18 protein-coding genes are annotated in these 20651 nt (G+C 68.0%); 9 read left to right on the forward strand and 9 right to left on the reverse strand.

Features of this window, described 5'->3' with window-relative positions:
• Positions 1-289: 289 nt before the first annotated feature.
• Positions 290-2860: a bifunctional aconitate hydratase 2/2-methylisocitrate dehydratase gene (gene acnB, locus ACYQ1H_RS07690; protein ID WP_460027461.1), complete on the forward strand. Its 2571-nt coding sequence runs from the start codon at positions 290-292 to the stop codon at positions 2858-2860.
• A gap of 60 nt (positions 2861-2920) precedes the next feature.
• Here the strand turns inward: acnB and ACYQ1H_RS07695 are convergent, their stop codons facing one another.
• Positions 2921-4903: a cellulase family glycosylhydrolase gene (locus ACYQ1H_RS07695; protein WP_460027462.1), complete on the reverse strand. Its 1983-nt coding sequence runs from the start codon at positions 4901-4903 to the stop codon at positions 2921-2923.
• A gap of 187 nt (positions 4904-5090) precedes the next feature.
• Between ACYQ1H_RS07695 and ACYQ1H_RS07700 the strand changes: the two genes are divergently transcribed.
• Positions 5091-6026, forward strand: coding sequence for a LysR substrate-binding domain-containing protein (locus ACYQ1H_RS07700; protein WP_460027463.1), 936 nt, complete (start codon positions 5091-5093; stop codon positions 6024-6026).
• An 18-nt stretch (positions 6027-6044) separates the two neighbouring features.
• Here the strand turns inward: ACYQ1H_RS07700 and ACYQ1H_RS07705 are convergent, their stop codons facing one another.
• Genes ACYQ1H_RS07705 through apaG form a run of 3 tightly spaced genes read right to left on the reverse strand, consistent with a single transcriptional unit; the run spans position 6045 to position 8308 of the window.
• A complete protein-coding gene (locus ACYQ1H_RS07705; RefSeq protein WP_460027464.1) occupies positions 6045-7091 on the reverse strand; it encodes an AI-2E family transporter in 1047 nt (348 codons plus the stop codon).
• Positions 7088-7924, reverse strand: a complete 837-nt coding sequence (locus ACYQ1H_RS07710) for a symmetrical bis(5'-nucleosyl)-tetraphosphatase (RefSeq protein WP_460027465.1) — start codon at positions 7922-7924, stop codon at positions 7088-7090. The genes ACYQ1H_RS07705 and ACYQ1H_RS07710 overlap by 4 nt, the downstream gene beginning before the upstream one ends.
• Before the next feature lie 6 nt (positions 7925-7930).
• On the reverse strand, positions 7931-8308 hold the full coding sequence (gene apaG, locus ACYQ1H_RS07715; RefSeq protein ID WP_460027466.1) for a Co2+/Mg2+ efflux protein ApaG: 378 nt from the start codon (positions 8306-8308) through the stop codon (positions 7931-7933).
• A gap of 142 nt (positions 8309-8450) precedes the next feature.
• On the opposite strand from apaG, the gene mpl reads away from it, so the two are divergent.
• Together mpl and ACYQ1H_RS07725 are read left to right on the forward strand one after the other, a co-directional pair.
• Entirely contained in the window at positions 8451-9827 is a 1377-nt protein-coding gene (gene mpl, locus ACYQ1H_RS07720; protein ID WP_460027467.1) for a UDP-N-acetylmuramate:L-alanyl-gamma-D-glutamyl-meso-diaminopimelate ligase, read from the forward strand.
• Between the two features lie 6 nt (positions 9828-9833).
• Entirely contained in the window at positions 9834-11678 is a 1845-nt protein-coding gene (locus tag ACYQ1H_RS07725) for a glycosyltransferase (RefSeq protein ID WP_460027468.1), read from the forward strand.
• A gap of 25 nt (positions 11679-11703) precedes the next feature.
• Here the strand turns inward: ACYQ1H_RS07725 and ispH are convergent, their stop codons facing one another.
• The 4 genes from ispH to trhP all read right to left on the reverse strand — a co-directional run bounded on the left by ispH (position 11704) and on the right by trhP (position 15178).
• A complete protein-coding gene (ispH, locus tag ACYQ1H_RS07730; protein ID WP_460027469.1) occupies positions 11704-12642 on the reverse strand; it encodes a 4-hydroxy-3-methylbut-2-enyl diphosphate reductase in 939 nt (312 codons plus the stop codon).
• A 22-nt stretch (positions 12643-12664) separates the two neighbouring features.
• A complete protein-coding gene (locus ACYQ1H_RS07735) occupies positions 12665-13264 on the reverse strand; it encodes a cob(I)yrinic acid a,c-diamide adenosyltransferase (RefSeq protein WP_460027470.1) in 600 nt (199 codons plus the stop codon).
• Between the two features lie 2 nt (positions 13265-13266).
• Positions 13267-13752, reverse strand: a complete 486-nt coding sequence (gene rraA / locus ACYQ1H_RS07740) for a ribonuclease E activity regulator RraA (RefSeq protein WP_460027471.1) — start codon at positions 13750-13752, stop codon at positions 13267-13269.
• A gap of 76 nt (positions 13753-13828) precedes the next feature.
• Positions 13829-15178: a prephenate-dependent tRNA uridine(34) hydroxylase TrhP gene (gene trhP, locus ACYQ1H_RS07745; protein ID WP_460027472.1), complete on the reverse strand. Its 1350-nt coding sequence runs from the start codon at positions 15176-15178 to the stop codon at positions 13829-13831.
• 78 nt (positions 15179-15256) lie between these two features.
• On the opposite strand from trhP, the gene cysM reads away from it, so the two are divergent.
• The 5 genes from cysM to ACYQ1H_RS07770 all read left to right on the forward strand — a co-directional run bounded on the left by cysM (position 15257) and on the right by ACYQ1H_RS07770 (position 20340).
• Positions 15257-16159: a cysteine synthase CysM gene (gene cysM / locus ACYQ1H_RS07750; protein ID WP_460027473.1), complete on the forward strand. Its 903-nt coding sequence runs from the start codon at positions 15257-15259 to the stop codon at positions 16157-16159.
• 9 nt (positions 16160-16168) lie between these two features.
• On the forward strand, positions 16169-17500 hold the full coding sequence (gene rlmD, locus ACYQ1H_RS07755; protein ID WP_460027474.1) for a 23S rRNA (uracil(1939)-C(5))-methyltransferase RlmD: 1332 nt from the start codon (positions 16169-16171) through the stop codon (positions 17498-17500).
• Entirely contained in the window at positions 17497-17997 is a 501-nt protein-coding gene (locus ACYQ1H_RS07760) for a L,D-transpeptidase family protein (RefSeq protein WP_460027475.1), read from the forward strand. Before rlmD ends, ACYQ1H_RS07760 begins: the two co-directional genes overlap by 4 nt.
• Positions 17998-18094: 97 nt before the next feature.
• On the forward strand, positions 18095-19486 hold the full coding sequence (locus ACYQ1H_RS07765) for an MFS transporter (protein WP_460027476.1): 1392 nt from the start codon (positions 18095-18097) through the stop codon (positions 19484-19486).
• A complete protein-coding gene (locus tag ACYQ1H_RS07770) occupies positions 19486-20340 on the forward strand; it encodes a hypothetical protein (RefSeq protein ID WP_460027477.1) in 855 nt (284 codons plus the stop codon). The genes ACYQ1H_RS07765 and ACYQ1H_RS07770 overlap by 1 nt, the downstream gene beginning before the upstream one ends.
• Here the strand turns inward: ACYQ1H_RS07770 and grxC are convergent.
• Complete coding sequence (gene grxC, locus ACYQ1H_RS07775; RefSeq protein WP_460027478.1) at positions 20330-20623, reverse strand: glutaredoxin 3; 294 nt, start codon at positions 20621-20623, stop codon at positions 20330-20332. The genes ACYQ1H_RS07770 and grxC overlap by 11 nt on opposite strands.
• Positions 20624-20651: the final 28 nt, after the last annotated feature.

The following is a 20651-nucleotide window of genomic DNA, read 5'->3' on the forward strand; positions in this document are numbered from 1 at the left end:
GCTGGCACGCGCTGCCCTGAAGTGGTTCAAGCCGGTCAAGGGCCGATTTCAGCGATCGCCGCGTCGCGGCGGCGCGTCCCGGACCTCAGGGTTCCGGGTGTTGCCCCGTTTGTGCGGGCATCCCTGATCGTGCCGGCCAGTCGCCGCCCGCTCGGGGGCGTTCCGCTCCGTCCGCCAGCCTTGGCGTCCATCCTGCAAGCGGAATCGGCCAGGGCAGCGGTTAAAATAGCCCATAACCCTCATCGGCCCGTATCGGGCCCCGGCTTTTACCATCAGTCAGGTTATCAACATGCTTGAAGCGTATCGGAAACATGCGGCGGAACGGGCGGAGCAGGGGCTGGTGCCGCAGCCCCTGAGCGCGGAATGGACCAGCGCGCTGGTCGAGCTGATCAAGAACCCACCCGCCGGCGAGGCGGCGTTTCTGCTCGAACTGCTGGCCGATCGCGTGCCGGCCGGCGTCGACGAGGCGGCCTATGTGAAGGCCGGCTTCCTGGCCGCCATCGCCCGGGGCGAGGCGCACTCGCCGATCCTTGCGCCCGAGCGTGCCGTGGAGCTTCTGGGTACCATGCTGGGCGGCTACAACGTGGCGCCGCTGATCGAGCTGCTCGACCATCCGCAGCTGGCGCCGGCCGCCGTCCGCGCCCTCTCGCACACGCTGCTGATCTTCGATGCCTTCCACGATGTCCAGGAGAAGGCCGGGCAGGGCAATGCCCAGGCCCGGGCGGTGCTGGAATCCTGGGCGGCGGCGGACTGGTTCACCAGCCGCCCGGCAGTTCCCGAGACGATCACCGTCACCGTGTTCAAGGTGCCGGGCGAGATCAACACCGACGACCTGTCCCCGGCCCAGGATGCCTGGTCGCGCCCCGACATCCCGCTGCATGCCCAGGCCATGCTCAAGCTGCCGCGCGAAGGCGTGAGCCATGCGCCGCAGCAGATCGCCGAGCTCAAGCGGAAGGGCTTTCCGGTCGCCTTCGTCGGCGATGTGGTCGGGACCGGCTCCTCGCGCAAGTCGGCCACCAACTCGGTGCTCTGGTACATCGGCAACGACATTCCGCACGTGCCCAACAAGCGCGATGGCGGCGTCTGCATCGGCGGCAAGATCGCGCCGATCTTCTTCAACACCATGGAGGACTCGGGGGCGCTGCCGATCGAGTGCGATGTGTCCGGCCTGAATAGCGGCGATGTGATCGACATTCTTCCCTACGCGGGCTGCATCGTTCGCCACGATTCCGGCGAGATCGTCACGACCTTCGCCCTGAAGAACGACATCCTCCTCGACGAGGTCCAGGCCGGCGGCCGCATTCCGCTGATCATCGGCCGGGGACTGACCGACCGTGCCCGGCAGGTGCTGGGCCTGGGCGTGTCCGGCGTCTTCCGCCGCCCGCAGGCGCGGGCGGACAGCGGCAAGGGCTACACCCTGGCGCAGAAGATGGTCGGCCAGGCCTGCGGCGTGGCGGGGGTCCGTCCCGGCACCTACTGCGAGCCGCACATGACCACCGTCGGCTCCCAGGACACCACCGGCCCCATGACCCGCGACGAGCTCAAGGATCTGGCCTGCCTGGGTTTTTCCGCCGACCTGGTCATGCAGTCGTTCTGCCACACGGCGGCCTATCCGAAGCCGGTGGACGTGAAGGTGCACCACAGCCTGCCGGACTTCATCATGAACCGCGGTGGCGTCTCGCTGCGGCCGGGCGACGGCATCATCCATTCCTGGCTCAACCGCATGCTGTTGCCCGACACCGTCGGCACCGGCGGCGATTCGCATACCCGCTTCCCCATCGGCATCTCGTTCCCGGCCGGCTCAGGGCTGGTGGCCTTCGCCGCCGCCACCGGGGTGATGCCGCTGGACATGCCGGAATCGGTGCTGGTGCGCTTCACGGGCAGGATGCAGCCTGGCATCACGCTGCGTGACCTGGTGCATGCGATTCCCTACGCGGCGCTCCAGCGCGGGCTGCTGACAGTGGAAAAGAAGGGCAAGAAAAATGTGTTCAATGGTCGCATCCTGGAGATCGAGGGCCTGCCCGATCTCAAGATCGAGCAGGCCTTCGAGCTGGCCGACGCCTCGGCCGAGCGTTCCGCCGCTGCCTGCACCGTGCGGCTCAATCCCGAGCCGGTGACCGAGTACCTGCGCTCCAACATCGTCCTCCTGAAGTGGATGATCGCCGAGGGTTACGGCGATGCGCGCACGCTCGCGCGGCGCATCCGGGCCATGGAGGACTGGCTGGCCAATCCCCTGCTGATGGCGCCGGACGCCGATGCGGAGTATGCCGAGGTCATCGAGATCGATCTCGACCAGATCAGCGAGCCCTTGCTGTGCTGCCCCAATGATCCGGACGACGTCAAGCCACTGTCCGAGGTGGCCGGGGTCAAGATCGACGAGGTGTTCCTGGGGTCCTGCATGACCAACATTAGCCATTTCCGGGCGGCGGGGAAAATTCTCGACCAGTTCGGGAAACAGGTGCCGGGGCGGCTGTGGGTGGTGCCGCCGACGCGCATGGACCAGATGGAACTGACCGAGGAGGGCTATTACGGCATCTACGGCAAGGCCGGCGCCCGTACCGAGGTGCCGGGCTGCTCGCTGTGCATGGGCAACCAGGCGCGCACGGCGGACAATGCCACGGTGGTTTCCACGTCCACCCGCAACTTCCCCAATCGCATGGGCGCGGGCGCGAACGTGTACCTGGCCTCGGCGGAACTGGCTTCGGTCTGCTCGGTGCTGGGTCGCATTCCCACCCTTGCCGAGTACAGCGCCTATCTGGCCAACCTCGACAGGCAGGCGGACGCTACCTATCGCTACATGAACTTCGACCAGTTGCCGGCGTATGCCGCGACGGCGGAAAAGGCCGATCTGCCGGCCTGAGAGTGGCCACCCCGGTGGCATTTGCCACCGGGGTGGGACAGCGGTCGCCTGCGCCCGCCATCAGCGGTCGGCACAGAACCCGAAACCGACCTTGCCGTTGGCGGGCACCTGGCGATTCCAGTCGAGGCCCCGGGCGCTCAGGGTGCTGCCGGTTTGCGTCCAGATGGCATTCCAGAGGTTGGCGATGCGTCCCGCGATCGTCAGCCGGACCTGCCATTCGACGGGTTGGCCGCTGCCGTTCCTGACCTCCACATCGGCACAGTAGCCCCGCCCCGAGTCGGAGCGGATCAGCAGCCGGGTGTCGAGCGCGGTCCCGCCGGGATCGGTTTCGTCGCCATCATCGCTGTCCGAACAGCCTGGATCGCCCGGGTAATCGGTCTTGCCGTCGCCGTCGTTGTCGCGCCCGTCGCGACAGGCAGGCTTCGAGGGCGGGCGTTCGGCGCAGAAGCCGAAGCTGGCCGAGGCGCCCGGCGCCAGTTGCCGGTTCCAGTCCAGGCCGGCCACCGTTAACCGGTCGCCGTCCTGCTGCTGGTAGCGGGCATTCCAGAGCTGGCTGATGCGGCCCTGGAACGGGAAGCTGGCGCGCCAGATCACGGTGTCGTGGCTGGTGTTGGTAACGCTGCCGTCAGCGCAGTAGCCGCTGCCCCAGTCCGAGCCGAGGCTGATGCGGGCCGGCAGTTCCAGCTCCGTCGGCGGGGGCGGCGGATTGTATTCGTCGGTATCGGTGGGCGATGCGCAGCCGGGGTCGGCGGGGTGGTCGACGCGGCCGTCGCCATCGTTGTCGCGGCCGTCCTGGCAGGCCGCCGGCGGAGGCGGCGGATCGTTTTCGTCGCTGTCGCCAGGTGTGGTACAGCCGGGATCGGCCGGGTGGTCCACCAAGCCGTCGCCATCGTTGTCCTGCCCGTCGGCGCAGGCCGGACCCGGTGGTGGCGGGGCCGCACCCCAGAGCCGGCCGAGCAGGTCGAGCTTGTCCTGCCAGACCGTCTTCCAGTCGTCCTGGAGGATGCCGCCGGTATCGCCGCTGTTGGGGTTCCAGGCCCAGTAGAAGAGGTGCCGGATGTCGCGCTGGCCGAGATAGGCGATGAAGGCATCCTGCCAGGTCTTGTCCCCGGGATTGCCGCCATGGCCATAGCGGCCGCCGGCCTCGCCGATGGCGATGACATGGCCGGTGGCCCGGAAACGCCCGAAATGGGCATCCCAGATGGCGGGCAGGTTGCGCGGGAAGTCGGTGGCGTTGAAATAGGGCTGGTCGTACACGTCCGGTCCGTAGACATGCGGGGACAGGACCAGCCGGTTGGCCGGTATCGCCAGCGGGTGACAGGCCAGGGGTTCTAGGTTGCCACCCCACCAGTGGGGGACGGGGCCACTGCACGACGGGTTGTCCTGGATGCCTTCGACGAAGATCAGGATGTCCGGCGCGGCTTCCAGCACCGCCCGGGCCGCCCTTTCGGCGGCGGAATTCCAGTCCGTGGCGGGACGGCCCAGGCCCCAGGTGGCGGTGCCGTGAGGCTCGTTCTTCAGGTCAATGCCCAGGAAATGGGGCAGATTCCGGTAGCGCCGCGCCATGAAGACCAGATCGTCGATCCAGTCCTGCTCGCCATGGCCGGGGTCGTACCAGAGCTCGCTGATGCCGCCGTTGCAGTCCAGGCGGTGATGGTCGAGCAGTATGTGCAACCCCTGGCGGTCGAATTCGCCCAGCACCCTGTCGAGCACCTCCAGCGAGGTCCGGCCGGCCAGGTCCGGGTTCAGCGTCGTGTTGACGCTGCTCACCCGGCTGCCGGCCAGGGTGCCGGGGCAGACCGGAATGCGCACGGCGTTGAAGCCGGCGGCCTTGATCTGGGCGATCATGTCCTTCCAGTTGCGGGCCCACAGGCCGTGGACGACGTGGTCGGAGGTTTCAAAGCCGAACCAGTTGACGCCGCGCAGCGTGAGCGGCTGGCTGTTGCCGTCGCGCAGGGTGCCCTGCTCGACGGTGTAGGCTTCCGCCGTTCCGGCAGCCAGGATCAGGGCCAGCAGGGGCCAGGTGCCGCGATGGGTGTGCATGGGGACCTCCTTGCGGGGTTGGACAGGGTGTGCGTGCGATGCTGCGGACGGCTGTTGCCCCGCTGGGAGCAGGCCGCCGACCCGCCGCACGGTAGTGCGGAAACCTGTCCGGGTCCAATGACAAAATCATAAGATGGATCTTGCGGCGGCCTGGCGCCGATCATCCCCCTTTTCCGGCGAGACTCTCGTGAACCTGCGCGGCATCGATCTGAACCTCCTGACCGTTTTCGAGGCTGTCTATCAGGAGCGCAGCCAGGTCAGGGCATCCGAGCGCCTGGGCATGACCCAGCCCGCCGTCAGCAATGCCCTGGCCCGCCTGCGGCATCTGTTCGACGATCCGCTGTTTCGCGGGCGTACCCGGGGGCTGGTGCCGACGCCCCGGGCCGAGCGGCTCTACGAGGACCTGCACCGGGCGCTGGACGGCATTCGCGGGGTGCTGGTCGAAAGGCTGGCCTTCGACCCGGCCGGCTGTCACCGCCCCTTCGTGGTCGGCGTTTCGTCCAGTTCCGGGCTGCTCTATGGTCCGCTCCTGTACGAGCGCATGCAGGCCGAGGCGCCGCATGCCCGGCTCAAGGTGCGCAGCATCGACCCGGAGGCGGGGGTTCCCGCGCTGCTGCGCGAGCATCGGCTGGATCTGGCCCTGTGTCATGCCCGTTTCGAGGATCCGCAGCTGGAACAGCCGGTTTTTGCCGAGGACGAACTGGTCATCATGGTGCGGGCCGACCATCCGCGCATCCGTTCGATGCCGACCCTGGAGGCCTGCCTGAAGGAGCGCTTCGTCTGCTCCTTCAATCTACTGCACCGGGCCCACGAGGCTGCGTTGAACAACTTTCTCGACGAGATTCGGGAGCGCACGGTGCTTGAAATCCCGACCCCGCTGGCGTTCATCCACGCCGTTGGCCGGACCGACCTGCTGGTGATCACGCATCGCCGGCTGGCCGAGCGGTTCCGGGAAATCCATGGCGTCCGCTATTACCGGCTGCCAATCGACGTGCCGCCGATCCGCTGCCATCTGGTCTGGCACCGGGAGATGACGGCGGACCCCGCACACCGCTGGCTGCGGGAGCAGCTCAGGGCCGTGCTGGACGATCTCGAGCGGAAGCTGTCGTCCTGGCCGGCGTGAGTCGCCGGCGCGGGAGGATTAGGCCGCTGGCGCGTGGCGGGTCCTCAGCCATTCCTCCCAGGCGGCATGGGCAATGGCGAGGATCACGGGCCCCAGGAACAGGCCCAGGAAACCATAGCCGAGCAGGCCGCCGATGATGCCCAGCACGACCAGGGCGAACGGGATGCGGGTGGCCTGGCTGATGACCAGCGGCCGCACCAGGTTGTCGACCCAGCTGACGATCAGCGAACCCCAGGCCAGCAGGGCCAGGGCGCGCCAGGTCTCGCCCTGGAAGAACAGCCACAGGCAGCAGAGCACCCATACCACCACGGCGCCGAATGGGATCAGGGCCATGACGATGGTCAGCAGGGTCAGCAGGGCCGGGCTGGGCAGCCGGACGCCCCAGTAACCGAGGCCGGCGACGCTGCCCTGGACGATGGCCGTGAGGACGATGCCGTACAGCACGGCCCGCGAGGTCCGCTGGGCGATGTCGAGATAGTTGTCGGCCCGCGCGCCCAGACCCAGGCGCAGGCCGTGGCGGACCTCCGCGGTCAGGCTCTCGCCGTCACGGTAGAGGAAGAACATCAGGAACAGGCTGAGCGACCATTGGCCGGCCAGGAGTCCGGCATTGCCGAGCACGTCCAGCAAGCGCCGGCTCAGCCCGCGTACCTGCGGCAGCAGCTGTTGCCGGATCAGCTCGCCGACGTCGGCCCATTGCTCGACATGCTGGCTCAGTTCGTCGCCGACATAGGGGATGCGCGCCAGCTGTTCCTGCAGCACGCTGCGCTGCTCCAGCCACAGCGGCAGCTGGTGGATGACGCTGGTCATCTCGCGCTGGATGACCGTGGTCAGGCCGGCCAGGGGCAGCAGCACCGCGATGCCCAGCAGGCTGACCATGACCAGCGCCGCCAGGGTATTGCGGCGGCCGAGCAGGGCGAGAAGGTGCCGGTAGGCCGGCCAGGTTGCGTAGGCCAGGATGACCGCCCACAGCAGCGGTTCCAGCAGCGGCCCGAGTATCCGGTACACCAGCAGTGCGAGTCCGGCCAGGAACAGCAGCAGCGGCAGGCGCCGGGTCAGGGTGCTCATGCGCGTGCCGGAGTCTGGTAGCGTCCCTGCCGGTTCGGTACGGCGATGCGCTCGCGGCGTTCGCCATCCAGCCGCAACGCGGTGAGTTCCCCGCCCCAGAGGCAGCCGGTATCTAGGCAGCAGACGCCATCGCGGACGTGATAGCCCAGCGTGGACCAGTGCCCGAAGACGATCCGGGCGCCGGCGCTGCGCCGGTCCGGTACCGCGAACCAGGGCACCAGTCCCGCCGGCTGGGTGCCGGGTCGGCCTTTCTGGCGGAAGTCCACGCGCCCATCCAGGGTACAGTAGCGCAGCCGGGTCAGGCAGTTGGTGATGAAGCGGAGGCGCTCCCAGTCGCCGAGCCCCTCGTCCCAGCGGTCCGGCTCGTCGCCGTACATGTGCCAGAGGAATTCGCCGGGGCTGTCACCCTGGAGGACCGCTTCGGCTTCCCGCGCCAGGGCCGCCGCCTGTGCCACGCTCCATTGGGGAGGCAGGCCGGCGTGAATCAGGTAGAATCCCTCGCCGTGATGCAGCAGGGGCCGCCGCCGCAGCCAGTCCAGCAGTTCGTCCCGGTCCGGCGCGCCGAGGACATCGGCGAAGGTGTCGCGGTGCTTGGTGCGCGTGACGCCCGCCGCGACCGCCAGCAGGTGCAGGTCGTGGTTGCCCAGCACGCATACGGTCGCCTCGCCCAGCGAGCGCAGGGTGCGCAGGGTCTCCAGCGACTTCGGGCCGCGGTTGACGAGATCGCCGACCAGCCAGGCCTGATCCCGGGACGGATCGAAATCCAGCCGCTCCAGCAGCGCGACGAGTTCGTCGTGGCAGCCCTGGACATCGCCGATGGCGTAGATGGCCATGCGCGGTCAGTGCAGGATGCGGGGGATGGCCAGCGTGAACGGGGGGATCGGCGCCTCGAACAGGTCGCCGCCGTCGGTGCGCATCAGGTATTCCCCGCCCATGCTGCCGACCGGGGTCGCGATCTGGGTGGCGCTGGTGTAGCGGAAGGCTCCGCCCGGCGCGATGCGCGGCGTTTCGCCGATCACCCCGGCGCCGCGCACCTCCTGCGCCTTGCCGTCGGCATCGGTGATCACCCAGTGCCGGGACAGCAGCCGCGCCGCCTCCGTTCCCCGGTTGCGAATGGTGATGGTGTAGGCGAAGACGTAACGACTGGCCGAGGGGTCGGATTCGGATTCCAGGTACTGGATCTGGCTTTCGATCTGGATCGTGGGCTGGATGTGCATGCGGATCGGAACGGCACAACGAATTTTTCAGGGACGCGCATTTAACCACAAGCTTCCACCGGCGTAGACCGGTGGAATATCGCCTGGCCGGACAGCGGGCCGGCCGGCCAGTTCAATCAAACCGATCGCGGAGTCACTATCGATGCACGTCCACATCCTGGGGATTTGCGGCACATTCATGGGCGGGCTGGCCATCCTGGCCCGCCAGCTGGGCCACGAGGTCACGGGGTCCGACCAGAATGTCTATCCGCCCATGAGCACGCAGCTGGAGGAGCAGGGCATCGCGCTGATGTCCGGCTATGCCGCCAGCAACCTGGATCGTCGCCCCGACCTGGTGGTGGTGGGCAACGCCATCTCCCGCGGCAATTCGGAGATGGAGGCAGTGATGAATGCCGGCCTGCCCTACGTCTCGGGGCCGGAATGGCTCTACGACCAGGTGCTGCGCTCGTCCTGGGTGCTGGCGGTGGCGGGTACCCACGGCAAGACCACCACCAGCAGCATGCTGGCCTGGATACTCGAGCAGGGGGGGCTGGAGCCCGGCTTCCTGATCGGCGGCGTTCCGCTCAATTTCGGCATCTCCGCCCGCCGGGGCGGGGGGCGGTACTTCGTGGTGGAGGCCGACGAGTACGACACGGCCTTCTTCGACAAGCGCTCCAAGTTCGTCCACTACCGGCCCCGTACCGCCATCCTCAACAACCTGGAATTCGATCACGCCGACATTTTTCCGGATCTGGCCGCCATCCAGCGGCAGTTCCATCACCTGGTCAGGACCGTCCCCGGTCATGGGCTGATCATCGCTCCGAACTGGGAACCGGCGCTGGACGAGGTGCTGCAGCTGGGCAGCTGGACACCGGTCGAGCACACCACCCGGGAGCATTCCGGCCAGCCGGCCACCTGGGCCTACCATCTCCTCGCCGCCGACGGCAGCCGCTTCCAGGTCATCCACGACGGCCAGCCGGCCGGCATCGTCGACTGGGGCCTGAGTGGCTTGCACAATGTCCACAACGGTCTCGCGGCCATCGCCGCGGCCCACCACGTCGGCCTGTTTCCTGAGCGCAGCGCGGAAGCCCTGTGCAAGTTCAGGAACGTCAGGCGGCGGCTGGAGGTCAAGGCCGAGATCGACGGCATCACGCTTTATGACGACTTCGCCCATCACCCGACCGCCATTGCCAGTACCTTGGAGGGCCTGCGGGCACGGGTGGGTCGGGCGCGCATCATCGCCGTCCTCGAGCCGCGCTCCAACACCATGCGCATGGGCGTGCACGCGGATGCCCTGGGCGGTTCGCTGGCGAGCGCCGATCTGGCCTGTCTCTATCAGGCTCCCGACCTCGGCTGGGATGTGGCCCGGGCATTGTCCGGTCATCCGCATGCCAGCGTCTGCGATTCGCTCGAGGCGATCGTCGACTGGTTGCTGGCGACAGCCACCGCCGGCGATCACATCCTGTTCATGAGCAACGGCAGTTTCGGCGGCATCCATCAGAGGGCCGCCGAACGCCTGCGCGCGCGCACGGTCGCCTGAGCGCGGTTGCTGGGGGACGCCGTGCAGCCAGCCGTATCCGTCATCATCGTCAATTTCAACGGCGGACCGCTGCTGGCCGAATGCGTGCGCTCGGTGCTGGCCTCCACGGTGCCGGTCGAGGTTCTGGTGGCGGACAATGCCTCGACCGACACCAGCCTGATCGAGCTGCGCCTGGCCGGCGGCGGCGACGCGCGCCTCACGATTCTGGAAAGTCCCGCCAATCTCGGCTTTGCCCGGGCCAACAACCGCGCCCTGGCCCGCTCGCGGCATGGCTACGTCCTGTTCCTGAACCCCGACTGTCTTGTGGCGCCCGACACCCTGGCCAGCATGCTGGCGGTGTTCGCGCAGGATCCGGCGATCGGCATGGCCGGCTGCCTGATCCGCAACCCGGATGGCAGTGAGCAGCCCGGCTGCCGGCGCAGCATCCCGACGCCCTGGCGCACCTTCGTCCAGGTCACCGGGCTCGACCGGTTCCAGACACGGGATTCACGTTTCCGCAGCTATCTGCTCACTAATCAGCCCCTGCCCGCCGGACCCGCGCCGGTGGAGGCCATTTCCGGCGCCTTCATGATGGTACGGCGGGCGGCCATCGAGACGGTCGGGCCCATGGACGAGGGGTACTTCATGCACTTCGAGGATCTCGACTGGTGCCTGCGCTTCCAGCGGCAGGGCTGGCAGATCGTCTTCGTGCCGCAGGTCGAGATCCTGCACGTCGGCGGTGTCTGCTCCTCCACCCGGCCCATGCGCGTCGAGTATCACAAGCATCTCGGCATGGCGCGGTTCTACCGGAAGTTTTTCCAGGACAGCCATTATCTGCTGATGAGCGTGGTGCTGGCGCCCGCCATCCTTACCCGGTTTGCCTGGCGCCTGGCGGTGCATGGGCTGGGCTGGCTGGGCGTGAAGCCGCGACGGCATCCACAGGTGCTGGCCAGCCAGGTGGCGCGGCAGTGCGCGCCCTATCCGGTGGCCCTATCCCCGGGCGACCGCCGGCGGGTGATGGTGACCGGCGCGACCAGCCTGATCGGCGACTATCTGCTCCCGCTGCTGGCCAATGCCGGCTTCGAGGTACATGCCCTGAGCCGCAATCCGCCGGACTATGGCCGCAAGGCGGGCATCCACTGGCATCATCTGGATATCGCCCGCGCCCGTCCGGAACGGGGGCCCGGCTTCGATGTCCTGATTCACCTGGCGCCCCTGGCGACCCTGCCGCCGCTGATGGAGGCCCTGGGCGACAGTTGTCCGCGCCGCATCATCGGCTTCGGCTCGACCAGCGTCTTCACCAAGGTCGACTCCGCCCTGGAGAAGGAACGGCAGCTGTCCGCGGGGTTGCGGGCGGCGGAAGAGCGGATCGCCGATTTTTCCGCGGCGCATGGGATCGCCTGGACCGTGTTCCGCCCGACCCTCGTCTACCATCTGGGGCGCGACAAGAACGTCACCACCATCGCGGAATTTCTGCGCCGGTTCGGTTTCTTCCCCTTGGTCAATGGATCGTCCGGCCTGCGGCAGCCGGTGCATGCGGAGGATCTCGCTAGGGCCACGCTGGCGGCCATCGACAACCCGCGCAGCTTCGGCAAGGCCTACAACCTCAGCGGCGGGGAAATCCTGACCTACCGGGACATGGTGGTGCGGACGGCGACAGCCATCGGCGTGCGCTGCCGGCTGGTCGACATCCCCCTGTCACTGCTCAAGACAGTCATTCAGCTGGTGGCGCTGGTGCCGCGCTTCGGTCATCTGAACCCGGAGATGGCCACCCGCATCAACCATGATATGTATTTCGACAATCATGATGCCCAGCAGGACCTGGGCTTCAGCCCGCGGCGGTTCCTGGGCGCGGAGCCGAGGGACGGATAGCGTCCCCCCGGTTCGGCGAGGGGGATCAGGCGGACTTGCGCAGTTCCTTGGGCAGCGAGAAGACCACCTTCTCCTCGATGCCGCGGGATTCGACGGCGGTCCTGGCACCCCATTCCTTGAGCCGGTTGATGACCTCGGTAACCAGTACCTCGGGGGCCGAGGCACCGGCGGTGATGCCCACGCAACGGGCATTCTCGACCCAGGACTTCTCGACATGCCGGGCGTCGTCGATCAGGTACGACGCGCAGCCGAGCTTCTCGGCGATCTCGCGCAGGCGGTTGGAGTTGGAACTGTTGGGCGAGCCGACCACCAGGATCACATCGCACTGGTCGGCCAGTTTCTTGACCGCGTCCTGGCGATTCTGCGTGGCATAGCAGATATCGTCCTTCTTCGGTCCGCAGATGTTCGGGAACCGGGTCTTGAGGGCATCGACGACGGCCTGGGTATCGTCGATGGACAGGGTGGTCTGGGTGACCCAGGCCAGGTTGTCCGGGTTCTTGACGGTCAGCGTTGCGACATCCTCGGGCGACTCGACCAGGTAGATGCCGCCGGCCGGGTTGTCGTACTGGCCCATGGTGCCCTCCACCTCCGGATGGCCGGCATGGCCGATGAAGACGATCTCGCGGCCCTGGCTGGCGTGATGATGGACCTCGATGTGCACCTTGGTGACCAGCGGGCAGGTGGCGTCGAAGACCTGCAGGCCGCGCTGTCTGGCTTCCTCCTGGATGGTCTTGGACACGCCGTGGGCGCTGAAGATCACGGTGGAATTTTCCGGCACCTCGGACAGCTCCTCCACGAACACCGCGCCGCGATCGCGCAGCCCGTCCACCACATAGCGGTTATGGACCACCTCGTGCCGCACGTAGATGGGGGCGCCGAAAACCTCGATGGCACGGTCGACGATCTCGATCGCGCGATCGACGCCGGCGCAGAATCCGCGAGGGTTGGAGAGCAGTATGTCCATGGGCGTGATTTCTCTGAGTGAATTACTGGGAAATTCTGTCATGCGCCGGCCCGGGAATCAATGCGGCTTCCGGCGCCTGCCGCCCCGGTTGCCAGAGCACTTCCTGCCCGCCGTGCTGGCGCGCCAGTACCCGGCAGACGACGAACAGCAGATCCGACAGGCGGTTGAGGAAGGCGAGCGTGGCCGGACCCGGATCCTCGCCGGCCGCCATGGCCACGGCCGTGCGCTCGGCCCGCCGGCAGACCGTCCGCGCGAGGTGGCATTGCGCCGCCGCCGGATTGCCGCCGGGCAGCACGAATTCCCGCAGCGGGGGCAACTGGGCGTTGCAATGGTCCAGCCATTGTTCCAGCCACTGGACATGCCGGTCTTCGACCGTGCGGCGGCCGGGGATGCTGAGATCGCCGCCCAGATCGAACAGCAGCTGCTGGATTTCACCGAGACACGCGGCCAGCGGTCCCGGCAGGGGCTGGGTCAGCAGAACGCCGAGGTGGCAGTTCAGTTCGTCGAGTTCGCCCAGCAGGTGGATGCGCAGCGCGTCCTTGCGGAGCCGCGAACCGTCGGCGAGGCCGGTGGTGCCGGCGTCGCCGGTGCGTGTGTAGATGCGGGTGAGCCGGTTGCCCATGTTCACACCAGCGGCTGTTCGCAGACCACGATGCCGTCCTCGTCCACGTAGACGTGGTAGTCGCTGCGGAAGTTGATGCCGGCGAAGCTGATCAGCTTGTCGCGGTCGCCGTTGCCCCGTTTGTGGCTCTTCAGCGGGTGGCTGTGCAGGGCGCGGATGCCGATGGGCAGCTGGCTGAGTTCGACCGAGTCGCGGACGCAGCCGTAGACAATGATGCCCACCCAGCCATTGTCGCAGGCCAGCCGCGAAAGGTTGCCGCCGAGTAGGGCGCAGCGGTGCGAGCCACCGCCGTCGATGACCAGGACCCGCCCGGTGACCTTCTCCTCCAGCGTCGCCCGGATCAGCACGTTGTCCTCGAAGACCTTCAGGGTGGTGACCTGTCCGCAGAAAGCGCTGTGGCCGCCGAAGCTCTTGAAGATGGGCTCGCCGATCTGCAGGTGATGCCGGTCGCCGAACCGGTCGCAAAGATCCGCTGTCTTGAATGTCATGGGCATGTCTCGGTTGGGTTCGTCGGGATTTCCCCGGGAAGCGCCTGCGACAGCCGGGAGCGTCGATGGTTCAGGCTCAGAGGTAGCGGGCCAGCAGGCCGCGTTCGCCATTTTGCCCGATCGGCAGGGGGATGCGTACTTCCCAGCCGCTGCCCGGTGCCTCGGCGAGGCTGGCGCCATGCCTGTCGGCCATGCGTTCAAGCACGATGTCGCGGTTTCCCTCGGGCAGGATCAGCTCGAGCCGGTCGCCGACGGCGAACTTGTTCTTGACCTCGACACAGGCCTCGCCGCTGGCGGGATCGAAGCCGGTGATCTCGCCGACGAACTGCTGCCGATGGCTGGTGGAATGGCCCTGCAGGTAGTTCTGGTACTCCTCGGTGCGGTGACGCTGGTAGAAGCCGTCGGTGTAGCCGCGCTGGGCGAGGTTCTCGAGCTTGCCCAGCAGGGACGGATCGAACGGCCGTCCCGCCACCGCGTCGTCGATGGCCTGCCGGTAGAGCTGGGCGGTGCGGGCGACGTAATAGAAGGACTTGGTGCGCCCCTCGATCTTCAGGCTGTCGACACCGATCGCCACCAGCCTGTGCACATGCTCGATGGCGCGGAGATCCTTCGAGTTCATGATGTAGGTGCCATGCTCGTCCTCCATCACCGGCATCAGCTCGCCCGGGCGGTTCTCTTCCTCGAGGAAGTACACGGCATCGGCCAGGGGGTGGCGGGTCTGGTCGCCGCAATCCGCCAGCGTGCCGTTCAGGTCGTCGAGCGACAGCCGCAGCTGGCCGGGCAGGTAGTCGCCCTCGGCGGTCTCGGTGGCGGGCTGCAGGTCGTATTTCCAGCGGCAGGCATTGGTGCAGGTGCCCTGGTTGGGATCGCGGCGATTGAAATAGCCGGACAGCAGGCAGCGGCCGGAATAGGCGATGCAGAGCGCGCCATGGACGAAGACTTCCAGCTCCATGTCCGGGCATTCCTGGCGGATCTCGGCGATTTCCTCCAGCGACAGTTCGCGCGAGAGGATGATGCGGCGGATGCCGATCTGCTGCCAGAAGCGCACGGCAGCATGGTTGACGGTGTTGGCCTGCACCGAGAGATGGATGGGCATGTCCGGCCAGGCCTCCCGCGCCAGCAGGATCAGACCGGGATCGGCCATGATCAGGGCATCCGGGCCCATCGCGACGATGGGCGCGAGATCGCGGATGAAGGTACGGACCTTGCGGTTGTGGGGCAGCACGTTGGTGGCCAGGAAGAAGGCCTTGCCCAGGCGGTGCGCCTCGGCGATGCCCAGCGCCAGGTTCTGCTCCAGGAAGTCGTTATTACGCACGCGCAGGCTGTAGCGCGGCAGCCCGGCGTAGACGGCATCGGCCCCGTAGGCGAAGGCGTAGCGCATGTTTTTCAGGGTTCCGGCGGGCGAGAGCAGCTCCGGCGTGTTCATGGGCCTGGTTGTCCGGTGATAGAATCGCCGCGATTCTACCGTTAAGTTGACTGTTACGCTCAGGTATAGCCGTCCCCGATGCAGACCGCCCCGGCCTTCCAGACCCTCAAGCAATGCGTCGGCAATACGCCCCTGGTTTGCCTGCAGCGGTTGCCCGGTGCGACCTCCAACCTGATCCTGGCCAAGCTGGAGGGCGACAATCCGGCGGGTTCGGTCAAGGATCGCGCGGCGCTGAGCATGATCGAGCATGCCGAGCGGCGGGGTGATATCCGCCCGGGCGACCGCCTGATCGAGGCCACCAGCGGCAACACCGGCATTGCCCTGGCGATGGCGGCGGCGCTGATGGGGTATCGCATGACCCTGGTCATGCCGGAAAACATGAGTGTCGAGCGGCGCGCCTCGATGAAGGCCTATGGTGCCGAGCTCATCCTGACGCCGGCCGAGGGCAGCATGGAGGCCGCCATCGATGTGGCGCGCGCCATGGAGGCCCGGGGCGAAGGCCGCATCCTCGACCAGTTCTCGAATCCGGACAATCCGCGCGCCCATTACGAGGGTACCGGTCCCGAAATCTGGCGCGACACCCAGGGGCGCGTGACGCATTTCGTCAGCGCCATGGGCACCACCGGCACCATCATGGGCACGTCGGCCTACCTCAGGGAGCGGAACCCCGCCGTACAGATCGTCGGGGTGCAGCCGGCCGGGGCGTCGCGCATCCCCGGCATCCGCCGCTGGCCGCCCGAGTACCTGCCGAAAATCTGCGACTTCAGCCGCATCGACCGCATCATCGACCTGGATCAGGCGGTGGCCGAGGACATGACCCGCCGGCTGGCGGTCGAAGAGGGGATCTTTGCCGGCATTTCCTCCGGTGGCGCCGTTGCGGCGGCGCTGCAGCTCTCTGCCGAGGTGCGCGAGGCCGTCATCGTGGTCATCGTCTGCGACCGCGGCGACCGTTACCTTTCCACCGGCGTCTTTCCGGCCTGACCCGCGACGATGGCCCATCCCCGCAGGAAACGCAGCTTGCCGAGCGAGCCGGTCCGGGTCGCCATCGAGTCCCTGACCCACGACGGCCGCGGCATCGCCCGCGTGGACGGCAAGCCGGTCTTCGTCGACGGCGCGCTGCCGGGCGAGGAGGTCAGTTTCGTCTACACCGACAGCCGCCGCGATTATGCCGAGGGCCGGCTGGAAAGCCTGCACGTGGCGGCGCCCGGCCGGGTACCGCCGCGCTGTCCCAGTTTCGGCATCTGCGGCGGATGCAGCTTTCAGCATGTCGCCGACGGCGAGCAGATCCGCCACAAGCAAGCACTGCTGGTCGAGCAGTTTCAGCGCATCGCCAGGCTGGCGTCGGTACCGCTGCTGCCGCCCCTGACCGGGCCCAGCTGGGGCTATCGCCACAAGGCGCGACTCGGGGTCAAGCATGTGGCCAAGAAGGGCAAGGTGCTGGTCGGATTCCGCGAGCGGGCCAGCGCCTTCATTACCGATCTCGACACCTGCCCGGTGCTGCATCCCGCCATCGGCGAGCACCTGCCGGAGCTCGCCGCCATGATCGGCGAGCTGGGCATTCGCGACCGCGTGCCGCAGATCGAGGTGGCGGTGGGCGACGGCCGGGCGGCCTTGGTGTTCCGTATCCTCGAGGACCTGAGCGAGGCCGACCGGGCGTGCCTGGTGGCGTTCGGCGAGCGTTCCGGGTTCGACATCTATACCCAGCGGCAGGGGCCGGACTCGGTGGCACCGCTGCATCCCGCCGCGCCGGCGCCGCTGACCTATGCGCTGCCGGAACAGGGCGTCACCTTCCGCTTCCAGCCGACCGACTTCACCCAGGTCAACCTCGAGATCAACCGCAGGATGGTCAGCCGGGTCATGGAGCTGCTGGCGCCGGAGCCGCACGAGCGCGTCCTCGATCTCTTCTGTGGGATCGGCAATTTCACCCTGCCGCTGGCGACCCGCGCGGGGCATGTGGTCGGCGTCGAGGGCGGGGCCGAGGCGGTCGCCCGGGCACGGGAGAACGCGGCCGCCAACGGCATCGGCAATGTCGAGTTTCACGTCGCCGATCTGACCCAGCCGTTCGCCGGCCAGCCCTGGGCCGCGGGCCGCTATGACAGGATTCTGCTGGACCCCTCGCGCGCGGGGGCGGAGGCCGTGCTCGCGGGCGTACCGGAGTGGGACGCGCGCCGCATCGTCTACGTCTCCTGCAATCCCGCCACGCTGGCCCGCGACGCGGGTCTCCTGGTGCATCGCTACGGTTACCGGCTGGTCCACGCCGGCGTCATGGACATGTTCCCGCAGACCGCCCATGTGGAGTCGATCGCCGTGTTCGAACGATGACCGGGGTGGCTGCCGGAGAATCCTACCTGCGCGTCAGTCTGTCCCGGCAGACGCTCGAATGGATGATGGATGCGAGATCGCTGCGGTGCTGGCCGGTCTCCACGGCGCGCAACGGCCCGGGCGAGCGGCGCGGCAGCGAGTGCACGCCGCGGGGCTGGCACCGTGTCCGGGCACGCATCGGCGAGGGTCAGCCACTGAACACCGTCTTCCGCGGCCGCCGGCCGACCGGCGAGCTTTACGGTGAGGCGCTGGCAGCCCGTCATCCCGGCCGCGACTGGATCCTGACGCGGATCCTGTGGCTGGGCGGGCTGGAGCCCGGCTTCAACCGCTATGGCGACGTCGATACCACCTGGCGCTATGTCTACATCCATGGCAGTCCGGATCACGGTGTGACCGGCATCCCGGCCTCGCATGGCTGCGTGCGCCTGCGCAGTCCGGATATGCTGGACCTGTTCGAGCGGGTGCCGGTGGGCATGAAGGTGCTCATCGAGGTCTGATGCGCACCGCCGGATGGGGCCGCGCAGGCCCGGGCGCCGGCCGCCGGTCCGGGCAACCCCTGTATCTCCCCACAACTCTGATGCTGGAATTCCGATCGTGACCCCCGTGCTCGAATTCGATACCCCGATGACGCGAGCGGAGCTGCGCGCGAGTCTCTCGCTGGCGGCGATCTACATGCTGCGCATGCTGGGGATGTTCCTGATACTGCCCGTCTTCGCCGTGCTGGCGCGGGATCTGCCCGATGCCACGCCATTCCGGGTGGGGCTGGCCATCAGTGCCTATGGCCTGACCCAGGCGCTGTTCCAGATTCCCTTCGGACTCTGGTCCGACCGCTATGGGCGCAAGCCGGTGATCGCCGCCGGACTGGTGCTGTTCGTGCTGGGCAGCGTGGTCGCGGCCCTGTCCGATTCGATTCTCGGCATCATCGCCGGCCGTTCCCTGCAGGGCGCGGGTGCCGTGGCGGCCGTGGTCATGGCCCTGGCGGCCGATCTGACGCGCGAGGAGCACCGGACCAAGGCCATGGCCCTGATCGGCATCAGCATCGGCATGTCCTTCGCCGTGTCCATGGTGGCGGGACCGGTACTGTCCCGCTGGATGGGGCTGCAGGGGCTGTTCTGGCTGATCTCCGCCCTGGCCACGCTGAGCCTGGTGGTCCTGTTTGCGGTGGTGCCGAATCCGCCTGCCAGCCGCTCGCACCGCGACACCCAGCTGCGTTCGGCCTCGCTGGCGCGGGTGCTGCGGGACGCGGAACTGCTGCGACTGGATTTCGGCATTTTCTGCCTGCACCTGATCCTGACCGCCACCTTCGTCGTGGTGCCGCTGATCATCAAGGACCGGCTGCACCTGCCGACCGAGGACCACTGGCATCTTTATCTGCCGGTGTTCCTGATCGCGATCCTGGGCATGGTGCCGTTCGTGATCCTGGCCGAGAAGAAGCGCAGGATGAAGCCGGTCTTCCTGGCTTTCGTCGCGCTGGTGGGCCTGGCGAACCTGGGTTTCATCGGACTGGGCGAGAGTTTCTGGGGCATGTTTGTCCTGCTGACGGCCTTCTTCACCGGTTTCAACCTGCTGGAGGCAACCCTGCCGTCGATGATTTCCAAGATCGCGCCGCCGGATCTCAAGGGCACCGCCATGGGGGTCTACTCCACCGCGCAATTCCTCGGCGCCTTCGCCGGCGGCGCCGGGGCCGGCTGGATCTATGGCCATACCGGCGCAACGGCGGTCTTCGTGTACGCAGCCGTGGTGGCCTTTGCCTGGCTGGCGGTGGCGGCCTTCATGCAGGCGCCGCGTCATCTGAGCAGCCTGCTGGTCAACGTCGAGGGCATCGGCGCGGCGCAGTCCGAGGCCCTGGGCCAGCGGCTCCTGGCGGTGCCGGGCGTGGCGGAAGCCGTGGTGGTGGCGGAGGATGGCGTCGCCTACCTCAAGGTGGACCGACAGCTGCTGGATCGGGAGCGCCTGAAGCTGGCCTTCGCGAGCCTCGGCGGTTGATGGCGGGCAAGCCGCCGGCCGAGACGGGACGTTCACAGAGGCCGGCTGTCCGGGACGAGGCGGCCGCGACAGCGCCGAGGCCGCATCTGGGCTGCGGCACGCTGGTCGTGCTGTTCCTGCTGGTGGCCACCGCCGGCAAGTTTCTGCCGCACCGGGCGCCGGGCGGCGGCGATCCTGCCCCGGCCGCCGCGGCGAAAGGGCAGGGTGAAGCCGGCCAGCGCGCCGGCAAACCGGCGGCGACCGCCAAGCCCCCGGCCAGCGCCAGGGAGCGTTCCGCGCCGCCCGCCCCCAGACCGGGCGAGTCGGCCGGCAAGACCGTACCGGTGGAATCCGGCGCCCGTGTGTCGGAGGTGCTCGGCAGTGCATGGGCGGCGTTCGAGAGGTTCGTGACGCCGGTTGCGTCCAAGGACTCCGCGGCGGCGACGACCGCATCCGCATCCGGCAAGTCCGTGCCCCGGACCGAGTCGCCGCCCGCGGGGACGTCGACTGCACCGCCCCGGACCGGCAGGCCCGCCGCTGCTGCTGCTGCGGGCAACACCGGCAATGCGAGCGCAGGCCGGGCTGCCCAGGCGCCCGTGGCGGGGCCGGCCCCCCCGCTGCCGCCAGGCGGCAAGCCGGTCGTCTTCAACAGTCCCTGGGACCAGTCGGTGGAGCAGGTCGAGCGCTACCTGAAGCGCCGCACGCATGACCCGGATTCGATCGAATTCATCGAGTGGGGCAAGGTGCAGGCAGCGTCGGGTGGCTATCAGGTGCGCTGCACCTTTCGCTCGAAGAATGTCCTGGGCAAGGTCGCCACCCAGAGCCGCCTGTTCGTGCTCGATGCCCGCGGCGAGGTCGTCGATGTTAGGGACTGAGGGCTCCGGTGGCCGGTGACGGGGTGGCGCCCTCCAGCAGCTCCATGAGCTTGCCGGCATGGTCGAGCCGGGCCAGGTCGTCGAATCCCCCGACATGGGTATCGCCGATGAAGATTTGCGGCACCGTCCGGCGACGGGTGCGGGCGAGCATTTCCTCGCGCAGGGCCGGGTCGAGGTCCACCCGGCGTTTCTCGATCCGGGTCACGCCCCGGGATTGCAGCAGCCGCTCGGCCATCGCGCAGTAGGGGCAGAGGGCCGTGGTGTACATCAGGACGTTGTTCATCGTGAGCGTCTCGTCAGGGAATGGGTGA

It is taken from the genome of Methyloparacoccus murrellii (assembly GCF_054657115.1).